Raw genomic sequence first — 19,210 nt, 5'->3', positions numbered from 1 at the left:
GCTGCTCCAAAATCTAGTTGATGATTAGCTCGCCAGAGTCACCGCTTCCGGCATCAATAATTACCCCCGTCTTAGCATCTTGATCTTGCTTAAATGCTGGTGCATAAGACGAATTTACAATAGGCTCATCGGCCCTCACAACACTAACAGTTCCTCTAGATGAGTCATTGTTCTTTGGACTTTGTGTGGCAACATTATTTGTGTTAGAAGTTACTATCTTCTCATTTGCTGCAGATTCTTTGCCATCTGAGTTAATTTGAGCTGAAGATTGTCTCTTATCAGCTATCTCTAGCTTGCTCTCAGATGCACTCTTTTTTAGATTAGCTTTGCTTCGAATATCATCAGCTAAAGTAGGCAGCGCTTTAATAAGAGCGCTCTCACTAAGCTTAAGCTGCTTAACTAAAGGCTTGTCACTAGCAACAGCCTTAGAGCTTTCATCTTTAGCCTCACCACTTGCTGCAGCCTCAGTTGCGGCCTTGCTTTGAGCAGCAGTCTTCTCCTCAGTTTCAGCCTTGCTATCAGCATCCTTGGTGGCCTTATCGCTGCCTTCTGCCTGGGCCTTAGCCTCTGACTCCTTAGCATCAGCGGCAGTGGCTTTAGTTTCTTCTAAGGCTTTTGCCTCTGCTGCGGCAGCTTGTTTGCCTGCAGCTTGTTTGTCTGCAGGCTGCTTGTCAGTAGCTTGCTTATCAGTAGCGGCAGCTACATCCTTAGATGAGGCATCTTGCTTTGCCTCATTAGCATTTGCATCAGCTGCAGTTGCCTTAGCTTGGTCACTTTCAGACTGTGCATCGCTTGAGCTTGTACCTGAGTCTGATGTAGCTGCTGCAGTTGCGCTTTCATCAGCATTATTCGATAACGCTTCAGCGTAAGAAGGATCAGCGCTTGTCGATGCCTTATCTACGCTTGATGCTGTGTCTAAACTAGACTCCTCATCGCCTAACAATGGGATGGTGAAGTTTTCTACAGGCTTTAATGAGCCATCAGGTAGCGGAATTAAGCCCTTGATGATGCGATCATAGATTGCTGCATCGAACTTATAGTTAGCTTGCAGCTCTAACTTTGTAGCTACACTCAGAGAGCCTGAGAAAAGCTCACACTGCTCTTTAGTAAATGCGGTTAAACAGTCTGTATACAAGCCCTCGTCAAAGCTATTGAAGTAATCAAACTTATCGGACTTTAAAGATGCCACTGCATTAGCACAGATAAAGAATACTAATGATGCAATGAAGTACACCTTGAGATACTTATGATTAGCTGACAACCACGCAAGCAGCGGGATCAGAGCAAAAGGAAGTACTAGTGCAATGTGTGAGGAGTTTACAACCTCTGAGCTTGCTGCAGATGCAATGATCACTGCAAGCATGAAGCTGATGGTAAGACCACGAATAAATTGGGACTTAGCAACATCAGTTCCGGCCTTAGCTCCGCTTAGCGCAAAGAGATTACCATAGGCAGCGATGATCGCTGAGATCACGCCAAAGGCCTGAGAGAGGATAATCCACGCCCAGCACAAAATGACTATAGCTAAAGAGTAATCATCTGCGATCTTAGGAATAATTGCCTGTTCACTAACAGAAAAAGAGGCAAATCTAAGCCAGTAAAGCAGACCCTTAAAGAGCGGATATACATGCAATAAGCCATAACCAAAATAACCATCTTGAGCTGAGGCATCTGCATGGTTAAGAAGGTTTGGATTGCTTATTACTTCTTGAATGTATGGCAATAAAGAAATGGCTATTACTAACAAGCCCAGACCGAGACCAAGGTAGCTTACTTTGATGTCTCGACGCAGCCATAATATGAGAGCGCCAACTACTAAAACCGGCCAGGAAAAGTGCAGCTGCACTATCATGCCAAAGGCAATGATCAAGAAGAAAGAAGGAAACACGCGATGGCGTGAGTTCTTATCATGGTAATGATCATGATAGTCATAGCGTAGACGCAACAGACAGTTTAAAACCAGCGGTGCACAGAAGGTTAGATAGGCTGGGCTATAAAGCATGGACTGATATAAAGTCCATGGGCTGAGTGCAAATAAGAAAGTGCCTAAAAGCACCACGCGTCTAGTAAACAGTAAAGAGAGTGCATTAGCAAAGATCACAATGCCTATAGCACGAATCAGAGTCTGAAAAACCGCCGGTGCATAAGGATGCATGTACACCTGAAGAGGGAAACCCATTAACCAGGAGCTAAGCATACCTGGCACGTTACCCATGATGCCTGACTCATTACCAAAAGGTAAATAAGTGCTGTTAAATGCTGCATAGTATCCTTTAAGCAGCATTTGCAATTGATCGTGGTTAAAGCTCTGATTGATCTGATAGAACCAAGATACAGCTGCAAAAGCCAAGATAATCAATAGCAAGAACAGATAATCTACGGCATTTAGCCTTTCTACATGCTTCATAAAAAGTAAGCCACCCCTACGAGAATATTCACAAGGACGGCGGTATCTCCATTAATTGCAAACTGATCACTAAAAGCTAGTTCATCTATCACATCAAAGATGATGACTGAGGCCTTGTACTATGAACTCATAACCTGTATGGACACTTTGTAGCTCTTTAGCATGCAAAGTACTTTGCAAGATCATGAATGCATATGTGATGCTCTTTTGGGCATCCTATTTTGTCTATGGGCACTAGTGCTACATAAATGGCTTAAGCTCAAGTTGTTTTATCTAAACAAAAAGTATTTGAAAGCCATTGAGCAATGGTACGATAAGCACCTCACTACTATGGCTATAAAGTAAATTACTCTCGTTTAAAGTAGTCCGACATTTGTCCTATAGCATCAAACAAGAAAGTATCACGCGTCTGATCTTTAGCTGTCTTGTACTGTTTATCTTTGAAATCGAGCATACCGAGCTTATTAATGAGCACGATACGATCATCTTCAATGATGGCATTTTCAAGTTGTGAGCCAACTAAAACGTACTTTGTAGATCGTTCTGAGAATAAATCTTCACCAATTGAGAAGTCAGAGATGTTGTTGCGTACACCAAAGACACGTGGCAGCAATGTAGCAGTTATATCGTAGGCTGAGGTGAGCTTATCTACCTCAGCTCCGCCTAAACCTGGCCACTTAATGATAAGAGGGATCTTAGTCTGTACGTCGGTAAAATTACTATTGTGGCCCCAGAAGTTTTGCTTGTTATCGTTAAACTCCTCACCATGATCTGAGGTAATGATAACAATAGTGTTATCGGCATAACCATGCTCTTCTAACATCTTTAAGATCTTAGCGATATTCTTGTCAGCATAGTAGACAGAGTTACGATACATATTAAAGATCGGCTGTGGATCGGTATCGTCATTAAGATCCATGTGATTGACGCTTTCAACAGTTGGCGTGAATGGTCTCTCCTCGCCTAATGGAGTTTGATAATGGTGAACATTATCAAGGTAGACAAAAGAGAAGAACTTCTGATCATTCTTTAAAGAACCAAGGAAAGTATTAAAGTCATCCATAGCAGCTAGATCTCGCTCCACGGCATTATTGCCGCGTGAGTCAGTGCGTAAGTTTGGCACTTGGGCAAACACTGTAGTGTTAAACTCTGGTCTATAGAGATTAGCTGAGGTAAAAATACCGTAGGCGTAATTACGATCTAAAACTACCTTGGTAATAATCGATGGAGTAGCACTTCTTAAGGCAGCTGTCCAGTATGAAGGCGGCAGGCCATAAAACAGACCAAAGATACCGCCGCGTGTAGCGTTTGACGCTGAGTAGTGATTATTAAACTTATAAGCGTTGTTAGCGTAGGCATAAGTGTGAGGCATGTTCTCTTGCGTGAACACATCCTTACGTAAGCTATCTACAGTAATAAGCAGCACATTGTACGGCGATCTCGCATTCTTAAGATACATAAGATCATGCTTAGGATAATCAAGTACGCCGTTCTCGCTAATTTCAAGCGGGCTGCGATCAAAGTCTTCTTTGCTAATGAGACCTACCTTGAGCATAAAGGAGTTCATCGTTAAAGGCTTGTAAAAAGGCAGACGATTTTGTATCTCGGCAACAGGCAAGAGTTGCTTAGCATTGCCATATGCATGAGCTAGATTAGCTAGTGCATACATGATCAAAAAAGGAATAACAAAATAGCGGGTCTTTACGATCTTAAAGCCAAGTAAGATGGCCGCAGCTGTAGATGCTAGAGAATAAAGAATGCATACGAGAGCTTGAAGCGCAATTGAAGCCCAGGTTTGATTAGATAAGGAAATCACTTCACCATTGGTATTCAAGAATATATCGAGTATGGACCAATTGAGATGGAAGCGATACAGCTCAAAAACTTTGGCATCAGTTGCAAGTATGATGTTCAGCAATGACACTATAGTGACTGCATAGGCATAACGATACTTACTGAGGGTCTTTTTAACTACTAGTGCCGGTGCAATGAGTACTAATGAAGATATAAAAAAGCATAAGAAGAAGTGCCCGATAGAGGCAAAGTAGAATGTTCCTATAGCAAACCATGGTGAAGAAGAATTATCTGGTGCATAAGCGTTTCCGATATATAAGGCTAAAGGCAGATTAAGAATCGCAATCCACACCACGCTTAAAAAACTTTTCTTCACAAGGCACCTACCTGCATAGGATCTAAGTGCTTGCACAAAACTTTATTGCAAGCAAAGAATAAGACATGCCAAAAGCACAAGAATAAGCTAAAACCACTGCTTAAAATGGTCACAAATGTATCATTCTAGCACACGATGATTATTCAATAATGAGAAAAAAGCATGTGCCTTATAATGGGAAAAGCTGACTAAAACACGCTTTTGCTCCTTTAGCTAAACACCTGCAAGAAATCTTATATTGATATACAACGGGGCAGTAAGCTTGAGGAAAATTTGGTATTCTAAGCAATGGCAAAAATGTTTTGGCCATCAGCAAAAGTCAGCATACTCTTAATCAAAAGGAACTTGCACCACAAACGGAGGTCCAATGTCAAAGCCACAGTCAGTGTGCATACTGCGTTTATCCGCTCTTGGAGACTGTATCAATGCCTTTGGCATGGCCGGCGCAATTAAGCATCAATATCCAGATGTCGATGTCACCATGGTTATTGATAAGCGCTTTGCTCCTTTGTTTACTGATGAGCAAAACAAAGATCTCATCCCCATGCTACAAGTTAACTTCAAAGAACGCGGCTTAAAAGCTGCCTTGGATCTTAAACAAGATCTCAAAAAGCAAGCTCAAGCTGGGCAAGACTCATTTGATGTGCTGCTGAATATGCAGACTTCTATTAAGGCTTCTTTGTGCTCTTTAATGATTAAGGCCCAAGATAAGTACGGCTACGATAAAGAGCGCTCACGCGAGATGCACTCTTGGTTTATCAATCATAAGGTCAAATCACCAAGTAATCCTCATGTATTAGCTGGATTCATCGCTTTTGCTAAAGAATGCGGCTTACCTATCGACAAGCCTATATGGGACTTCAAATTAGATCCGTTCTTAATTGATAAGGTTAGCTGCATGGTTAATCACGAGCGTATCTTCGCCATCTGCCCATGTTCTGCTAAAGCACAAAAGAACTGGACGGTTGATGGCTATGCTCAAATGGCTCGCTATGCCCAAGAAAAGGGGCTGCAGGTAGTGCTGCTTGGTGGTGGCAACGACTTTGAAAAACAAGTTTGCGCAGACATTGCTCAAAAGTGCGACAACGTCATTAATATGTGTGGTCGTACTAACTTAAGAGAACTTGCTGCCATGCTCAAGATCTCTAAATTAGTTCTATCTCCAGACTCTGGCAGCATGCATCTTGCTCAAGCTGTTGGCACTCCTGTGATTGGACTATTCGCCGTTCACAATGATGAGCGTGTTGGTCCTTGGAATTTTAGTGAGCTCAACGTCTCTGTATATAAAGATCTTGCGCTCAAAGAACTCAAGGGTGATACCATTCCATGGCGTTATCGCGTGCGTGATGAGCATGCTATGCAGCATATCAGCGTGGATATGGTCAAAGCATCTTTTGATAAAGCGCTACAAATGCATCACATTTAGCCATGCAAGCAGTGCTTGCGACAACGCTTAGCTTGCATCTGCGATTAGCATGCATATACGCTTAGCTTGCATCTGCGATCAGCATGCATATACGCTTAGCTTGCATCAACTGCACTCCTGCATAGTTTGCATAACAGCGCTCATGCACGGCCTGCAGGCAAGATTTCACTAGCTTTTGCTAGAAAATAGCTTAATACTCACCAAGATGAGTTAAAGCTTTTTGTATAACATCAGGTATTTAACAAATACCTACACTTTTAAACGAGGATAGCACTGTGAATATTGCTGTTTTTCCAGGAACCTTTGACCCTACCACCTTGGGACACTTTGATATCATTCAGCGCTCCTCAAAGCTGTTTGACAAGCTCATTGTAGGCGTTGCTGACAGCCCAAATAAGAAGCCACTGTTTGATCTTAATAAGCGTGTTGAGCTTATGAAGGGCTGCACTGAGAAACTCGACAATGTTGAGGTATTAGGCTTTAGCGGTATGTTCTCTGACTTCATCTTAGAGAACAAGGCTAATGTCTTAGTACGCGGTATTCGTACTGTTGCGGACTATGACTATGAAATGCAGCTTACTGGCATGTATCGTATCGCTATGCCTCAGATCGAGATCGTCATGATGCCAACCAATGGCAACTTAGCTTTTATCTCTTCAACCTTAGTCCGTGAGATCATCACCCATGGCGGCGATATTTCTCACTTCGTACCACACAATGTTGCTAAGGCCATTCAAGAGCAGATTTACACCAAGTAAGTGTTGATCTGTCATCCAAACCAAAAGAGCATCCTTAAGGGATGCTCTTTTGGTTTTAGGCTCTAATGATCTGTTTTCAAGCACTTACTTTTGGCAGTGAGGACAGAAGAAGGTTGAACGCTGTCCTTGTACTATGCGCTTGATCTCATGGCCGCATACTTTGCACTTTTCTCCCTCATGACCATAGACCATCAGGTTTTGCACAAAGTAACCTAGCTTTCCGTCAGCACCTTCAAAGTCACGAATGGTAGTGCCACCACTCTTAATGGACTCAGCTAAGATGGTCTTAATATTCTCCACTAAGAGCTTAGCCTCTTTCTTGGTAATGCTGTTAGCAGGACGCTCAGGATCAATACGGCTTAAGAATAAAGACTCACAAGCGTAAATATTACCTACTCCCACCACCACGGCAGAATTCATCAGGCATTGCTTAATTGCGAGCTTGCGCTTTTTAAGACTCTCAAGTAACACCTCAGGAGTGAAGCTATCTTCTAAAGGCTCTGGGCCTAAAATCTTAATACCCTTGTACTCGTATGGATCAGAGTCTTTATCTACATATACAGCTAGACCAAAACGACGAGCATCATTTAGACGTATAGATGTGCCACTATCTAGCATCAGCTCTAAATGGTCATGCAGCTTACGCTCAGTATTGGTATCCACAATACTCAAATGACCAGTCATACCTAAGTGGATGATCAAAGAGCCATTGGTAGTAAAGATGATAATGTACTTAGCACGACGGCGGATATCTGTCACCTTAGCGCCAGAAAGCTTCATTAAATCTGGGCTGAGCGGCTCACGCATCTTGAGTTTGCCGTAATACACATCCTTAATGGTATGACCAAGCAGTACTTTCTCAATACCTCGCTTAGTAACCTCAACCTCTGGTAACTCTGGCATCTTAAAGCTCCGTCAAAATCGATAATAGACAGGTATACGTCTGATAGCGCGAACATGATAAACCTCTATGGCTTATCTTAACTACAATCGCTCTAGTATTGAGAAATTTTCACCCACTTGTACTCAAAAGCCAAAGGGTGATGAGCTCTCTTAGAACTTAAAATCTGTAAACGCCTTTGCCTGCCATGTTAAGTAACAACATGGGGAGCCTCCAAACCATATTAAAGGCCAACCTTGGCCTTTAGTGCCATGTTAAGAGGCCACATGGGCGCTTCATTGCTGCGCTCGACGTGGCAAAATTGATGATTTGGTGGAAAACAGGCATAAAAAAAGCCCGATGCGAACATCGAGCTTCTTGTAACAGAAAGTAAAAGACCAATTACTTGATCTTGCCTTCCTTGTACAGAACGTGCTTACGTACTACTGGATCGTACTTCATGATCTCCATCTTACCTGGAGTAGTACGACGATTCTTAGTAGTAGTATAGAAATGACCGGTACCTGCTGAAGAATTTAAACGGATCTTCTCGCGACCACCTTTCTTAGCCATGATACTCTCCCTTAGATCTTAACGCCGTTAGCGCGCATATCAGCAAGAACGGCATCAATACCTAACTTGTCAATAGTACGCATACCTTTAGTGGTAACACGCAGTCTTACAAAGCGGCTCTCACTCTCAACCCAGAAGCGGTGATACTTGAGGTTTGGAAGGAAGCGGCGCTTAGCAGCATTCTTAGCGTGGGAACGATGGTTGCCCACTGCCGGGCGCTTGCCCGTAACTTGGCAAACTCTGGACATGTCTAGTCACACTCCAAATATACTTATACGGGTCACAGCACCGTAAAAAAGAGCTGTAACCATGTCAAAGGTACAACAAAATGGCCGCCATTCTATCATAAAAACAGCACATTGATCGCTTAAAACACAATCTGTGCGTCTTTAAAGGCTCGTAACGGTGCTGATGGCTTTTAAGTCAAACGCACGCGTACTTGGCTCTTGTACCTTGTAATGAAAAAAGAGCTTCCCTGACTCTTTGATGTGGTGGCTGACGAATCTTGTGGATCCATAACGCTTAATCGCGTTACAAAACGCTTCGTATATGGCCTGCTAGAGCAGTTTGCCATTACGCACGCTTTCCCAAGCTTGCGTTATAAGCTCTATTATCAAGCTTTACCAACCTTGTTCAAGGCAGCTTGGTAAGTAAGATGCTGTGTTTACCTACTCATAAATAGTGACTGTAAGCTGATGAGGCGCACAGTCTTGTGAGTAGTTACAGATAACATTTGACAAACACATCTGCGGCTAAACACGATGAGGTATATGGTCAAATGCTGAGCCTTATCTGTAGAAACCTGCAATGCAGGTCTATAGAAATCCTGTCATAGGCAAACGCATAATAGCTTGGCTTTAATCAAGCACCTTGCTAGTACTGCTGCCTAGACCTCTGCCTTTAAGTTAAACCCGTTATAAGTTACAGGAGACTTAAAAAACAGTGAGAACAACACTCGACTTACGTCGGATGTTTCCATGCGGTTGTTCTATACAAGCTGCAAAAGCAGCTTAAGGCCCTAAACACCTAACTCTCATGAGCGGCATCTATACGTACCTAAAATTAGCCTCGAGATTATAGACGATCAGATCTCAAAGATCAAAGGGAAATCACATTTTTTCCATTTTTCTTTGTTAAGTTAGGCTCTCTGAACACACAAAGCCCGATACAAGCAAGATCACGGCACAAGCAACGCAAACTTATAGCCCATAGATCATCGCTTCAATTGCCAAACTATCAGGCAACTTTTGTCTATATGCAGAGATCGTACAGATCTAAGTAGGATCAGAGGCAGGATCTTATGGTTGGTGAATGCAAAAACATATGAGATTAGATCACATAGCCAAGATGAAAACAATCTCTACCAAAATTGCACTTAACTCATGCCCGAACGCTAAAAACAACCAAGCGACAAAGCCCTATACAATCAGGCGTTTACTCACATAGATAGTAAAATTATACGTAATTTCTAGCTCGTGAATTTTTGTGTGACTATGTTCAAGATTGAAATTGAAAAGTTTTTTCATATTTTAAGAATATTGCTAGTATGCAAAAGGCCGTAGTTACTAGTTAACGACTTAGTTGCCCACCTGGAGCAATGAGGTTCAATATGCAAAAACCAAACAAACAATCCACCCAATCCGTGCATGCTAAGACCACCTTAAAATGGTTTGCCGCTGCTTTAGCCGGAACTCTTATCGCCTCTAGCATTTCATATGCAAATGCAGCTAATGATAAACAACTCTCTGACGCCTCCTACAAGAACGTAGTATTAAGCGATTCTCCAAATACTACTAAGCTAGGCGCTAAAGAGACCTACGATAAAGTTTTAGACCTTTTTGAGTCTTACTATCGCTATACTGTTCGCTATGATGGCGATAGCGCCGATGCCGTTATTTCTGGCAAGGAATGGTATGACGATGTTGAGACCGTTGGTATCAACCGTGAGCGTGCAAAGAGCCAGTTCATTCCTTATGAGAGCGCTGCTAAGGCATTTGCTGCACAAAAGACCGTTTTAGATAATGTCGACGCTAGCTCCTCAGCTTTTTACAAGAAGCTCTCTGGTGCTAAATGGGATTTTGCATTAGTACATACCCCTGAAGAAGCTGAAAAGAAAGACAAAGAGTGGTTAGCAAAAGACTACAAGGGCAATGAGTTTTCTAAAGAAATGGTTCCTGCTGCTTGGCAGACATACAGAAACTCCGATGGTACTTTCAAGTACGACGAGCCTATGTACACCAACATTCGCTTCCCATGGGAGATGAACTTCCAGGACGAAGACTACATCACCCCTCGCGCACCAACTGTCTACAATCCAGTTGGCTACTATCGTACTAGCTTCACTCTCGATAAGAACTGGGATGGCCGTGAGGTTTTCATCTCCTTACAATCTATTGAGTCAGCCTATTACATTTACGTTAATGGCAAGGTTGTAGGCTACTCAACCGATAGCTATACCGCTCACGACTTCAATATCACTCCTTACTTAACTGAAGGTGAGAACACCGTAGCGATCAAGGTATTCCGCTGGTCAATCGGCTCCTGGCTTGAGAATCAAGACTTCATCCGTCAGTCAGGTATTTATCGAGATGTCTACCTCTACTCCAAAGGTGAGGCTGAAATCCGTGATTTCTTTGTTAAGACTGAATTTACCAATCAAAAAGATCTGCTCAACTCTGACGTTAAGCTCTCTGTAGAGACCAACTTACGCGGTCTCAAGAATACACAGGATAAAGACTACATCGTATCTGCCCGTCTTTTAGACAAGAATGGTAATGAAGTAGCCAAGGCTGAAGATAGCGTAGTTGCAGTAAAGGCTGCAGGCACTTCACCAAAGGCTAAGCTCTTAGATCGCGGTGTAACTAACACCGTTTCTATGAACGTAGTAAACCCAGATAAGTGGTTTGCTGACACGCCTAATCTGTACTACTTAGAGTTAGTACTTAAGGATCTAGACGGCAAGGAAATTGAATCTACTGTTGAGCGCGTAGGCTTTAGAGACTTAAGAAAGGTTGCCCTGTCTGAAAAGAACAAGGATCACAAGGCATTAGAGCAGCTGCAGATCAACGGCAAGCAATTAGTCTTCCGTGGTGTAAACCGCCATGACACTGATGTTATCAAGGGCAGAGCTGTAGGCTTTGAGGACTACTTAGTAGATCTTCAGACCATGAAGCAGCACAACCTCAACGCCATCCGTAGCTCACACTATCCAAATAACGCCATTATGTATGATCTGGCTGATGAGTTAGGCCTCTATATCTGTATAGATGCCAATATCGAAAGCCACCGCGCTGCCTTTACTGGTGCTCACGTTCCAACTGGTCCAATCGATAAAGGTGAGTACAAAGAGTTTGTAGCCCCACTGCTTGATCGTAATGCTACTATGATCGAGCACTATAAGAACAACCCATCTGTGGTTATTTGGTCTTCAAACAACGAGTCTCAATACGAAAAGATTAAGTACAACAGCCACTCAGGCTTCTGGGTTGCATCCATGTACGCCTTAAAACGTGATCCTTCACGTTTTAGAAAGTCAGAGCGTGCTTCAGCCTACCAAGATCAGATTCAGCTTGGCGATCCATGGTCACTTAAGTCACGTTTAGCCAATATCGTAGATCTGCACTCCACTCAATATGCACACCCAGATAGCGTTAATGCCTATCGCAACGTACAGCCATATGTACACTCTGAGTACAACCACGCCATGGGTCAGGCATACGGTAATGCTAAAGAGCACTGGGATGTTATCCGCAGCCGTGACAACGTCAATGGCGGCTTTATTTGGGACTATATTGATCAGTCTATTTTAACTGTAGACAAGAATGATACTTCAAAGAAGTTCTGGGGCTATGGCGGTGACTGGATCGATACTAAATTCAATGACGATGCTTTCTGTGGCAATGGTTTAGCTTATGCTGATCACACCCCAAGCCCTAAGCTTAAGGATGCTAAGAAAGTTCATCAGCAGGTTAATTTCTACTTAGATAACGACATTGTTTCCTTAAACGATATCCTCAAGATCAAGATGGTCAACGAGTATGAAAATACTCCACTGAGCAACTTTGACATCACCTGGTCTATTTACAAGAACGCCGATCGCTCCAAGCCTATGGCAAACGGCACTTTCATCAGCAATTTAGAGGGTATTCAGGGTCAATCTCTCAACACTAATGCCCAATACATAACCATCAATCTTGCCAAGGTGTTAGCAGGTCAAACTATCGAACAAGGCAGTGAGTACTTCTTAGACTTCTCTGTTAAGTTCAAGCACGACACTAACTTTGGTGCCAAGGCTGGCTATGAAATTGCCCACGAGCAATTTAAGCTTGCCTTCGACGACAAGAGCACTGTTGCCATCCGTGATGACAAGGCTATCCCAGACTTCACTGATGTTGTAGAGTCTGATACCAGTGTTACTCTAAAGGGCAAGACTGAATCTAATCAGTCATTCAAGATCGTCCTCAACAAGACCACTGGTACTATTGATAGCTATGAGCTCGATGGCGATCAAGTCATTATGAAGGGCCCAGAGCAAAGCATCTTCCGCGCACAAACCTACAACGACACCACCGCTTACTGGTCAAAGGACAGCCAGAATGCGGGTGCTTTTGAAAACTTAAAGGACGTCCAAGTAGTCTTTGACAAAGCCTCTAACCGCGTTGTTATGCACATGGGAGCTAACATGGCAGTTGATGCTGCTATTTCCATAGACTACGAGGTTTTAGGCAACGGTGAGATCATCGTTTTAAACAACTTCTCTCCAAAGAGCAACTTTGCCAAGGTAGGTGGTTTAGGTAAGTTTGGATCCCGTCTCATCATTGCAGATGAGTTCCAGAACTTTGCTTACTTCGGTCGTGGACCTTTCGACACTTATGTCGATAGAGAAAACGGTGCCCGCATCGGCAAGTATGCAAATAAAGTCTCTGAGAGCTACGACTATAAGATGATTCGTCCTCAAGAGAATGGCAACCACACTGATGTACGTTGGACTAGCTTAACCGACGCATCAGGCAATGGTCTGTTAATCTCATCTAAGGGCAACCTTGAGGTTTCAGCTCTGCCTTACACCGCTGAGGAGTTAAATAATCAGGGTTACAATGACCCAATCAACCGTCATCCAATCGATGTTCCAATGCGTAAGGATAGCGTAGTTTGGTCTATTGACTACAAGCAGCGTGGCGTTTCTGATTCTGCATTCATGGGTCACGTACCACTTGATGGCTACCAGGTTCCTACAAATGAGGACTACAGCTACTCATATCGCATCAGCCCAATCAGTGCTAAGAGCGATGTAGATAGCAAGGCTTTCTCTCACTACGATGTACAAGCAGCCAAGCACTCTGTTAAGTCAATTGCTATTAACGGTGAGTCTTTAGCTAACTTCGATGAGAATGTCCGAAGCTACAACGTTACCATCCCATCAAGCGCAAATGGCTTAGATATCAGTGCCACTGGTACTAACATTCGTGTTATCGATAACCGCGATGGCTCCTATGTAGTTAAGGGCTTTGCAGATGGTATTTACCAAGAGTACACCTTAAATGTTGTCCGTGAGGGCGACAAGGTAAAACTACAAAATGGCGACGTTAATGTAGTTATCGGCGAGGATACTAACTTAGTTGATGGTGCCTCTAAGCCAGTACCAACTGTTACCACCAAAGAGGGAAAGACTTTAGTTGATGGCGTTGACTTCACTGTTAAGTACCACAACAACACCGTTGCCCATAAGCAAGGCAGTGCAACTATTGTCTTCAAGGGCATCTACTCAGGAAAGAACATCACCAAGACTTTTAATGTCAAGGATTACGTCAGCGCAGTGAACACCATCACCTTCAATGTTGATGGCGGCAGCGATGTACCAGACATGACCATTGGTAGTGGTACTCTCTTAAATCCGAGCGAGATCGTTATGCCAACTAAGAAAGGCTATAGCTTTGGCGGCTGGTTTAACTACAACTTCACTCAGGCTTTTGACTTCAATCAGCCTATCGTGCAAGACACCACCTTATACGCTAAGTGGAACAAGCTCTAAACCACAGCTAAATTAATCACTTCATAGCCTCTTAATGAGGCTAGACTAAAGCCCCTTAACCGGGGCTTTTTTCTTTTCTGAGCACAACGATTTGATTTTTAATATGCACCCTACAAGCTCACGTTAGCTACGCCATGAAGCTCACGCCATAATCGTAAAATTTGGAAGGATTAATTGACGCACTCATCTAAAGTTAAAATCTGTGCGCACCTATCTTTCAGGACATTACATAAGACTAACGCTAAAAATATGCACCTTTTAGATGCGATTAAGTTAAGGCACAGGGCTTATGTCGTTATAATAACTGCTCTGTTAGTCATGCCTTTTTGCACATAGTCCTCATGAGCACAATTGATCATAAGATCAGCGCTTGTTTAAACTTGATCACGCCATTTATTACTTACTCTTATGCTAGATCATAGATCACAAGAATAAGACTCTCTGTGGCTCTAGATCATCGACAAGCAGATTGCACTGAGACTTATTACAAGGCGATTATGAGATCAGAAACCTTGGTGCACTACTTACTTACAGATCATAAGATCGATGACATCATTGCCTTGATGAGTAGATTTGATCGTAACTAAGGCTCAACTTTTGGCTCGACTACATCAGATAGCTGCATTTTCTACAAGCGGAGATTGCTTTTAATGTCCTGGGAAGTTCTTGTTACCGTCTTTACCTTCGGTGGTATCGGCGCGGTAGTACGTGGAGCCGTGATCTTTATTTTGGCTCTGCCGTCAGTATTCTTCTTTCCTTTTGCCGTTTTGTTGGTGAACATCCTCGCTGCATTCTTAGGTGGATTTATCATATCCATCACTCTGCCAACTGATATCAACTCAGCTTTATCTATAGGCATGGTCGGTGGTCTTGGCACGCTAGCAGCCTTTACTGGCGACATCATCAATCACTTCTTTGATCGTCGCCATCGCAACAAGTCTATAATCCTGGCAGTGGTCTACTTTGTCGCCACCTCCATTAGTGGTGTTCTTTCTGCTCAAGGCGGTATGAGCGTTGGTCAGATGGTTATGGACTACAACAATACTGCAAGAACTGAGGCTACAGAGAAGATTGTTAAAGGTACTGAGGAGCTGCAGCAATCGATCTTAGATAACAATCATATGCACGATGCTGAAGAGTTCTTGAAAAACAAGGACATCAACATCGATGAGTACATCTCCCACTCCCACAATATGGAAGGTGACGTAACCCATGCTGATGACAAGAGCTCTGAGACAAAGGGTAGTGACACTGAAAATGCTAAAGACAAGAGCACTACTACAGATGCTGAGCAAAGCTCTTTAGAGTCTAAAGCAACTGACAAAGCAACCACTGCTAAGTAAGGAGAAGATCATATGGATAAAGCATTTAGTTTCATGCTGATATTCTTCGGCGGCGGTTTAGGCTGTTTAGCCCGTTTTCTTATTGATGGCACTGAGCTTCACGCATTTTCGATTGCTAATTTAACCTCTTGTGCACTCATGGGCGTGTGCTATGCCATGTTCAACTATAGTGTGCTAGCTGACCACAAGTTCTTTCATACTTTTGTGAATGTTGGCTTCTTAGGTGGCCTTTCTACTTTCACTCCACTTGCCGTCTACTCACTAGTTAGCACCGAGCATAATGTCTTCATCGCTAGCGCCATGCTGTGCGGCATTTTAGTTGTCTATAGCATCCTTGCTATTGCAACCTACTTTGCTACCGCTTTTGTATTAAAGAAGTACATGCACAAACATCGCCGCATGTCTTTATTATGCCGCTATCGTTTCTTAGTGCAGTACAAGATGATCATCCCTCGCTTTGCTGAGATTAAGGCCCTAGCTGATGAGCTGTATGCCTCTGGTCTTAACCTCAATGATAAGAAGCCTCTACCAGGTGTCTTTGAAGAAAAGCGTAATGTACTGCGTCAAAAAGCCTATGACTACGTCCGTATGCTGCTAGCTTTTACTGAAATGTACAAAGAAGCTATGCTCAAAGACAAATGTCATCCGCACTCACTTGAAGACATGTTAGTAGATGCAGTAGCTAAAGGCGATCTTGGTTCTCCTGAGCATAGAATTGAGACTATCAAGCCACAGCTTGATTACATCAACAAGCTCATGGAAGAAATCACCCCTAAAGCCCTACGCAAAGGCAAGTAACCGCCTAATTTGATACTTGCGGCCCCATGCACCATCTTGCCTTCCTTTAGCATGGGGTCCATGCACCATCTTTCCTTTCCTTTTGCATTGGCATGTATATATTGCCTTTCATTTGCATGATGATCATAAGATCTGTGAAGCGCCCGCCCATCAATACAATACGCACCATCTCAAACACATTAAGCTACTAATCTGTCGTCTAAACCTTGCAAGAAACTATCTGTTAATGGCTCTAAGTGCCGCAAATTCATGCCTTGCCTCACGTTCTAAGATTTATCTTTGTCTTTACTCACTACAAAGAGCTGTACTAATCTAGAATTAAGAGAAGTCATGTTTGTCGTGCATAGCTCTACAAGCTTGATGCAAACTTGCTAAGATGTAACAAGAAGTCTAAAGAGCTGATCTATTTTTAGCCCTTTGTGCTTGAATTTTAAGATTTCGCCACCATCTATAAGATTAAGGATCACCACCTAAGATCTTAGAAAGTGCAACTCTATGTCAGATTGCCAATTATGTATAGATCATTTTAAAGGCCGATCCGACTGCATCTAGCTAAACCGATTAGTGCCGGGCAAAGCACACAATACCAGAGGTTTAGGACAATAGAACAACTGATCCTATGCTTTAATAGCGCGGCGCACACGCCTGAGTGCATAACAAAAGTAGATCACTGCAAACAGAGATCAAACAGGCCTGCTCGGTAATGCTGGATCGCTTTTAAGGAGATTTTCATGAGCCAATTACTTCTTCAAAATCGCAAGATAGTGCTCGGAATTACTGGCGGCATTGCAGCCTACAAAGCCTGCGAGCTGTGCCGCTTACTTGTAAAGAACGGCGCTGACGTTCGCGTAGTGATGACCGAAGCAGCCGCTAAGATGGTAGGACCTGCAACCTTATCAGCTCTAACCCATCATGAGGTAATGACCGATGTTTTCCAAGACGCTGAGGGCATCGATCATATTGCCATTACCAATGACGCAGACCTTTATGTAGTAGCACCTGCCACTGCCAACTCTATTGCTAAGTTTGCCTGTGGCCTGGCTGATAATGCACTTACTACCTCAGTATTAGCCTCAGCATGCCCAATCGTCATTGCCCCTGCAATGAATACTCGTATGCTGCTCAACCCTGCCACCAAGCAAAACCTTAAGACTCTGCAAGATCGCGGTGTATATATCATCGCTCCAGAGGATGGTGAGCTTGCCTGTGGCGATAAGGGCATGGGTAGAATGCGCAATCCAGAGGATATCTTCTCTTACATTTGCGCACTGTTAAATGACCACATTGCTCTTCCATATAAGGGCTTTGAGCCAGAGGCTCTGCCAAGCCCAGAAGAGCCTGCAGCTTTAACCCAGACCAAGCTGCTGCCAAAATCTCACGGCGCAGGTATTAAGATCGTTATTACCGCTGGTCCTACTGAAGAGCACATCGATCCTGCACGAGTTATCACTAACAAGAGCTCTGGTAAGATGGGCTATGCCTTAGCACAGATGGCCGCCACCATGGGTGCAGATGTAACCTTAATTTCAGGACCTACACATCTTGCAACTCCAAACAACGTTAAGCGTGTAGATGTAACCTCTGCAAGTCAGATGCTTGATGCTGTTAAGTCACAAGTTGGACAAGCAAACATCTTTATTGGCTGTGCTGCTGTTTCAGACTACCGTCTCATTGAGCCAATGCACACCAAGCTAAAGAAGGAAGATCATGGCGAGTTCTTAACCTTAGAGTTAGTTAAGAACGAAGACATCATCGCCTATGTAGGCCATTTAGATGAGGATCGTCCTTTCACTGTAGGCTTTGCGGCAGAGACTGATAACTTTGAGGACAATGCACGTGAAAAGCTCTTACGTAAAAAGCTTGATCTCATTGTGCTCAACGATGTTTCTGATCCAGAAATTGGCTTTAACTCCAACGACAATGCCGCTAGCGTCTTTAATGAGAAAGGCATCGTTACTAGCTTTGGCAAGATGAGCAAGGTTAAGCTTGCTGATTTACTCATGGAGTTAATCCTTGCTGAGTACAAGAGCTCACGTGAAAGCGAGAAGAAGTCTAAAAAATAAGTAAGTTATAAGAGCTAAGGCTTATCGAGGCTTATGCTCGAGACTTACTACATAAAAGCCCGGCCTAGGTCGGGCTTTTTCATATGCATTAAAAGGCAATCTTAAGCCTGTGCTTTGCTACAATACTTAGCCTTGCTAAGCACTTAGATGAAACAGCATCTGTGTGCTGCTATATAGCATTAATATGGACAACAGCTACGTTGAGGAGACGTGCATCATGGCTAACGACACTCAAAGATACACCATGCCTGATGAGGGCTTTAAGCGAAATGTTCAAGTTGAATTAAAGATCTTAGACGAGCGCCTTAAAGATGGCACATTCCCTCTACCTCAATATGAAAGCTCCATGGCTGCAGGTGTAGATCTTCGTGCCATGATTAGCGAGGATAAGATCCTTAATCCTCAAGAGACATTCTTGATGCCAACTGGTATAGCGGTCTACATGAAAGATCCTAATTTATGCGCCACTGTTCTCCCTCGTTCTGGTCTTGGCTTTAAGCACGGTATCGTACTTGGCAATCTAACAGGCCTGATTGACGCTGACTATCAGGGCCCATTAATGGTTCCTCTGTGGAATCGTTCTAGCGAGCCATTTACCATTAAACCAGGCGATCGTATTGCCCAAATGGTATTCGTTCCGATCGTACGTGCTAGTTTCACTGTTGTTGATGAGTTTGAGGCCTCTGAACGTGGCACTGGCGGCTTTGGTTCTACTGGCCACAAGTAGGCACTGGCTGCTTTGGTTCTACTGGCCACAAGTA

General features: G+C 43.4%; 12 protein-coding genes. 7 read left to right on the top strand and 5 right to left on the bottom strand.

Annotated features, from left to right (window positions below; genetic code table 11):
• Window positions 1-13 precede the first annotated feature (13 nt).
• Both H524_RS0106875 and H524_RS14710 read right to left on the bottom strand, forming a co-directional pair.
• Complete coding sequence (locus H524_RS0106875) at window positions 14-2,407, bottom strand: hypothetical protein (RefSeq protein WP_044121690.1); 2,394 nt, start codon at window positions 2,405-2,407, stop codon at window positions 14-16.
• Window positions 2,408-2,753: 346 nt separating this feature from the next.
• Window positions 2,754-4,577, bottom strand: a complete 1,824-nt coding sequence (locus tag H524_RS14710; protein WP_052338959.1) for a sulfatase-like hydrolase/transferase — start codon at window positions 4,575-4,577, stop codon at window positions 2,754-2,756.
• A gap of 367 nt (window positions 4,578-4,944) precedes the next feature.
• Here H524_RS14710 and H524_RS0106860 point away from each other — a divergent pair, with 367 nt between their 5' ends.
• Together H524_RS0106860 and coaD are read left to right on the top strand one after the other, a co-directional pair.
• Window positions 4,945-6,003, top strand: coding sequence for a glycosyltransferase family 9 protein (locus tag H524_RS0106860; RefSeq protein ID WP_044121688.1), 1,059 nt, complete (start codon window positions 4,945-4,947; stop codon window positions 6,001-6,003).
• Window positions 6,004-6,278: 275 nt separating this feature from the next.
• A complete protein-coding gene (gene coaD, locus H524_RS0106855) occupies window positions 6,279-6,761 on the top strand; it encodes a pantetheine-phosphate adenylyltransferase (RefSeq protein WP_027939689.1) in 483 nt (160 codons plus the stop codon).
• An 84-nt stretch (window positions 6,762-6,845) separates the two neighbouring features.
• On the opposite strand, the gene mutM is transcribed toward coaD, so the two are convergent.
• The 3 genes from mutM to rpmB all read right to left on the bottom strand — a co-directional run bounded on the left by mutM (window position 6,846) and on the right by rpmB (window position 8,462).
• The gene (gene mutM, locus H524_RS0106850) at window positions 6,846-7,664 is read right to left on the bottom strand and encodes a bifunctional DNA-formamidopyrimidine glycosylase/DNA-(apurinic or apyrimidinic site) lyase (RefSeq protein WP_027939688.1); all 819 of its coding nucleotides are present in this window, start codon (window positions 7,662-7,664) and stop codon (window positions 6,846-6,848) included.
• 379 nt (window positions 7,665-8,043) lie between these two features.
• A complete protein-coding gene (rpmG, locus tag H524_RS0106845) occupies window positions 8,044-8,214 on the bottom strand; it encodes a 50S ribosomal protein L33 (RefSeq protein ID WP_027939687.1) in 171 nt (56 codons plus the stop codon).
• Between the two features lie 11 nt (window positions 8,215-8,225).
• Window positions 8,226-8,462 carry a 50S ribosomal protein L28 gene (gene rpmB, locus H524_RS0106840; protein WP_027939686.1) on the bottom strand — a complete coding sequence of 79 codons (237 nt, stop codon included), beginning with the start codon at window positions 8,460-8,462 and terminating at the stop codon, window positions 8,226-8,228.
• A gap of 1,361 nt (window positions 8,463-9,823) precedes the next feature.
• On the opposite strand from rpmB, the gene H524_RS0106835 reads away from it, so the two are divergent.
• From H524_RS0106835 to dut, 5 genes are all read left to right on the top strand, one after another.
• Window positions 9,824-14,245, top strand: coding sequence for a glycoside hydrolase family 2 (locus H524_RS0106835; protein WP_027939685.1), 4,422 nt, complete (start codon window positions 9,824-9,826; stop codon window positions 14,243-14,245).
• A 650-nt stretch (window positions 14,246-14,895) separates the two neighbouring features.
• Window positions 14,896-15,588 (top strand): fluoride efflux transporter FluC, encoded by a 693-nt coding sequence (locus H524_RS14705; protein WP_044121687.1) that lies wholly within the window; start codon window positions 14,896-14,898, stop codon window positions 15,586-15,588.
• A gap of 12 nt (window positions 15,589-15,600) precedes the next feature.
• Window positions 15,601-16,386 (top strand): FluC/FEX family fluoride channel, encoded by a 786-nt coding sequence (locus H524_RS0106825; RefSeq protein WP_027939684.1) that lies wholly within the window; start codon window positions 15,601-15,603, stop codon window positions 16,384-16,386.
• A 731-nt stretch (window positions 16,387-17,117) separates the two neighbouring features.
• On the top strand, window positions 17,118-18,449 hold the full coding sequence (coaBC, locus tag H524_RS0106815; protein ID WP_027939683.1) for a bifunctional phosphopantothenoylcysteine decarboxylase/phosphopantothenate--cysteine ligase CoaBC: 1,332 nt from the start codon (window positions 17,118-17,120) through the stop codon (window positions 18,447-18,449).
• 244 nt (window positions 18,450-18,693) lie between these two features.
• Window positions 18,694-19,176, top strand: coding sequence for a dUTP diphosphatase (gene dut, locus H524_RS0106810; protein WP_044121693.1), 483 nt, complete (start codon window positions 18,694-18,696; stop codon window positions 19,174-19,176).
• Window positions 19,177-19,210: the final 34 nt, after the last annotated feature.

Source organism: Anaerobiospirillum succiniciproducens DSM 6400, assembly GCF_000482845.1.
GTDB classification, from domain to species: Bacteria; Pseudomonadota; Gammaproteobacteria; order Enterobacterales; family Succinivibrionaceae; genus Anaerobiospirillum; species Anaerobiospirillum succiniciproducens.
Note: the sequence above shows the minus strand (reverse complement) of the source record. Positions and strands in the feature narration are given on the sequence as shown.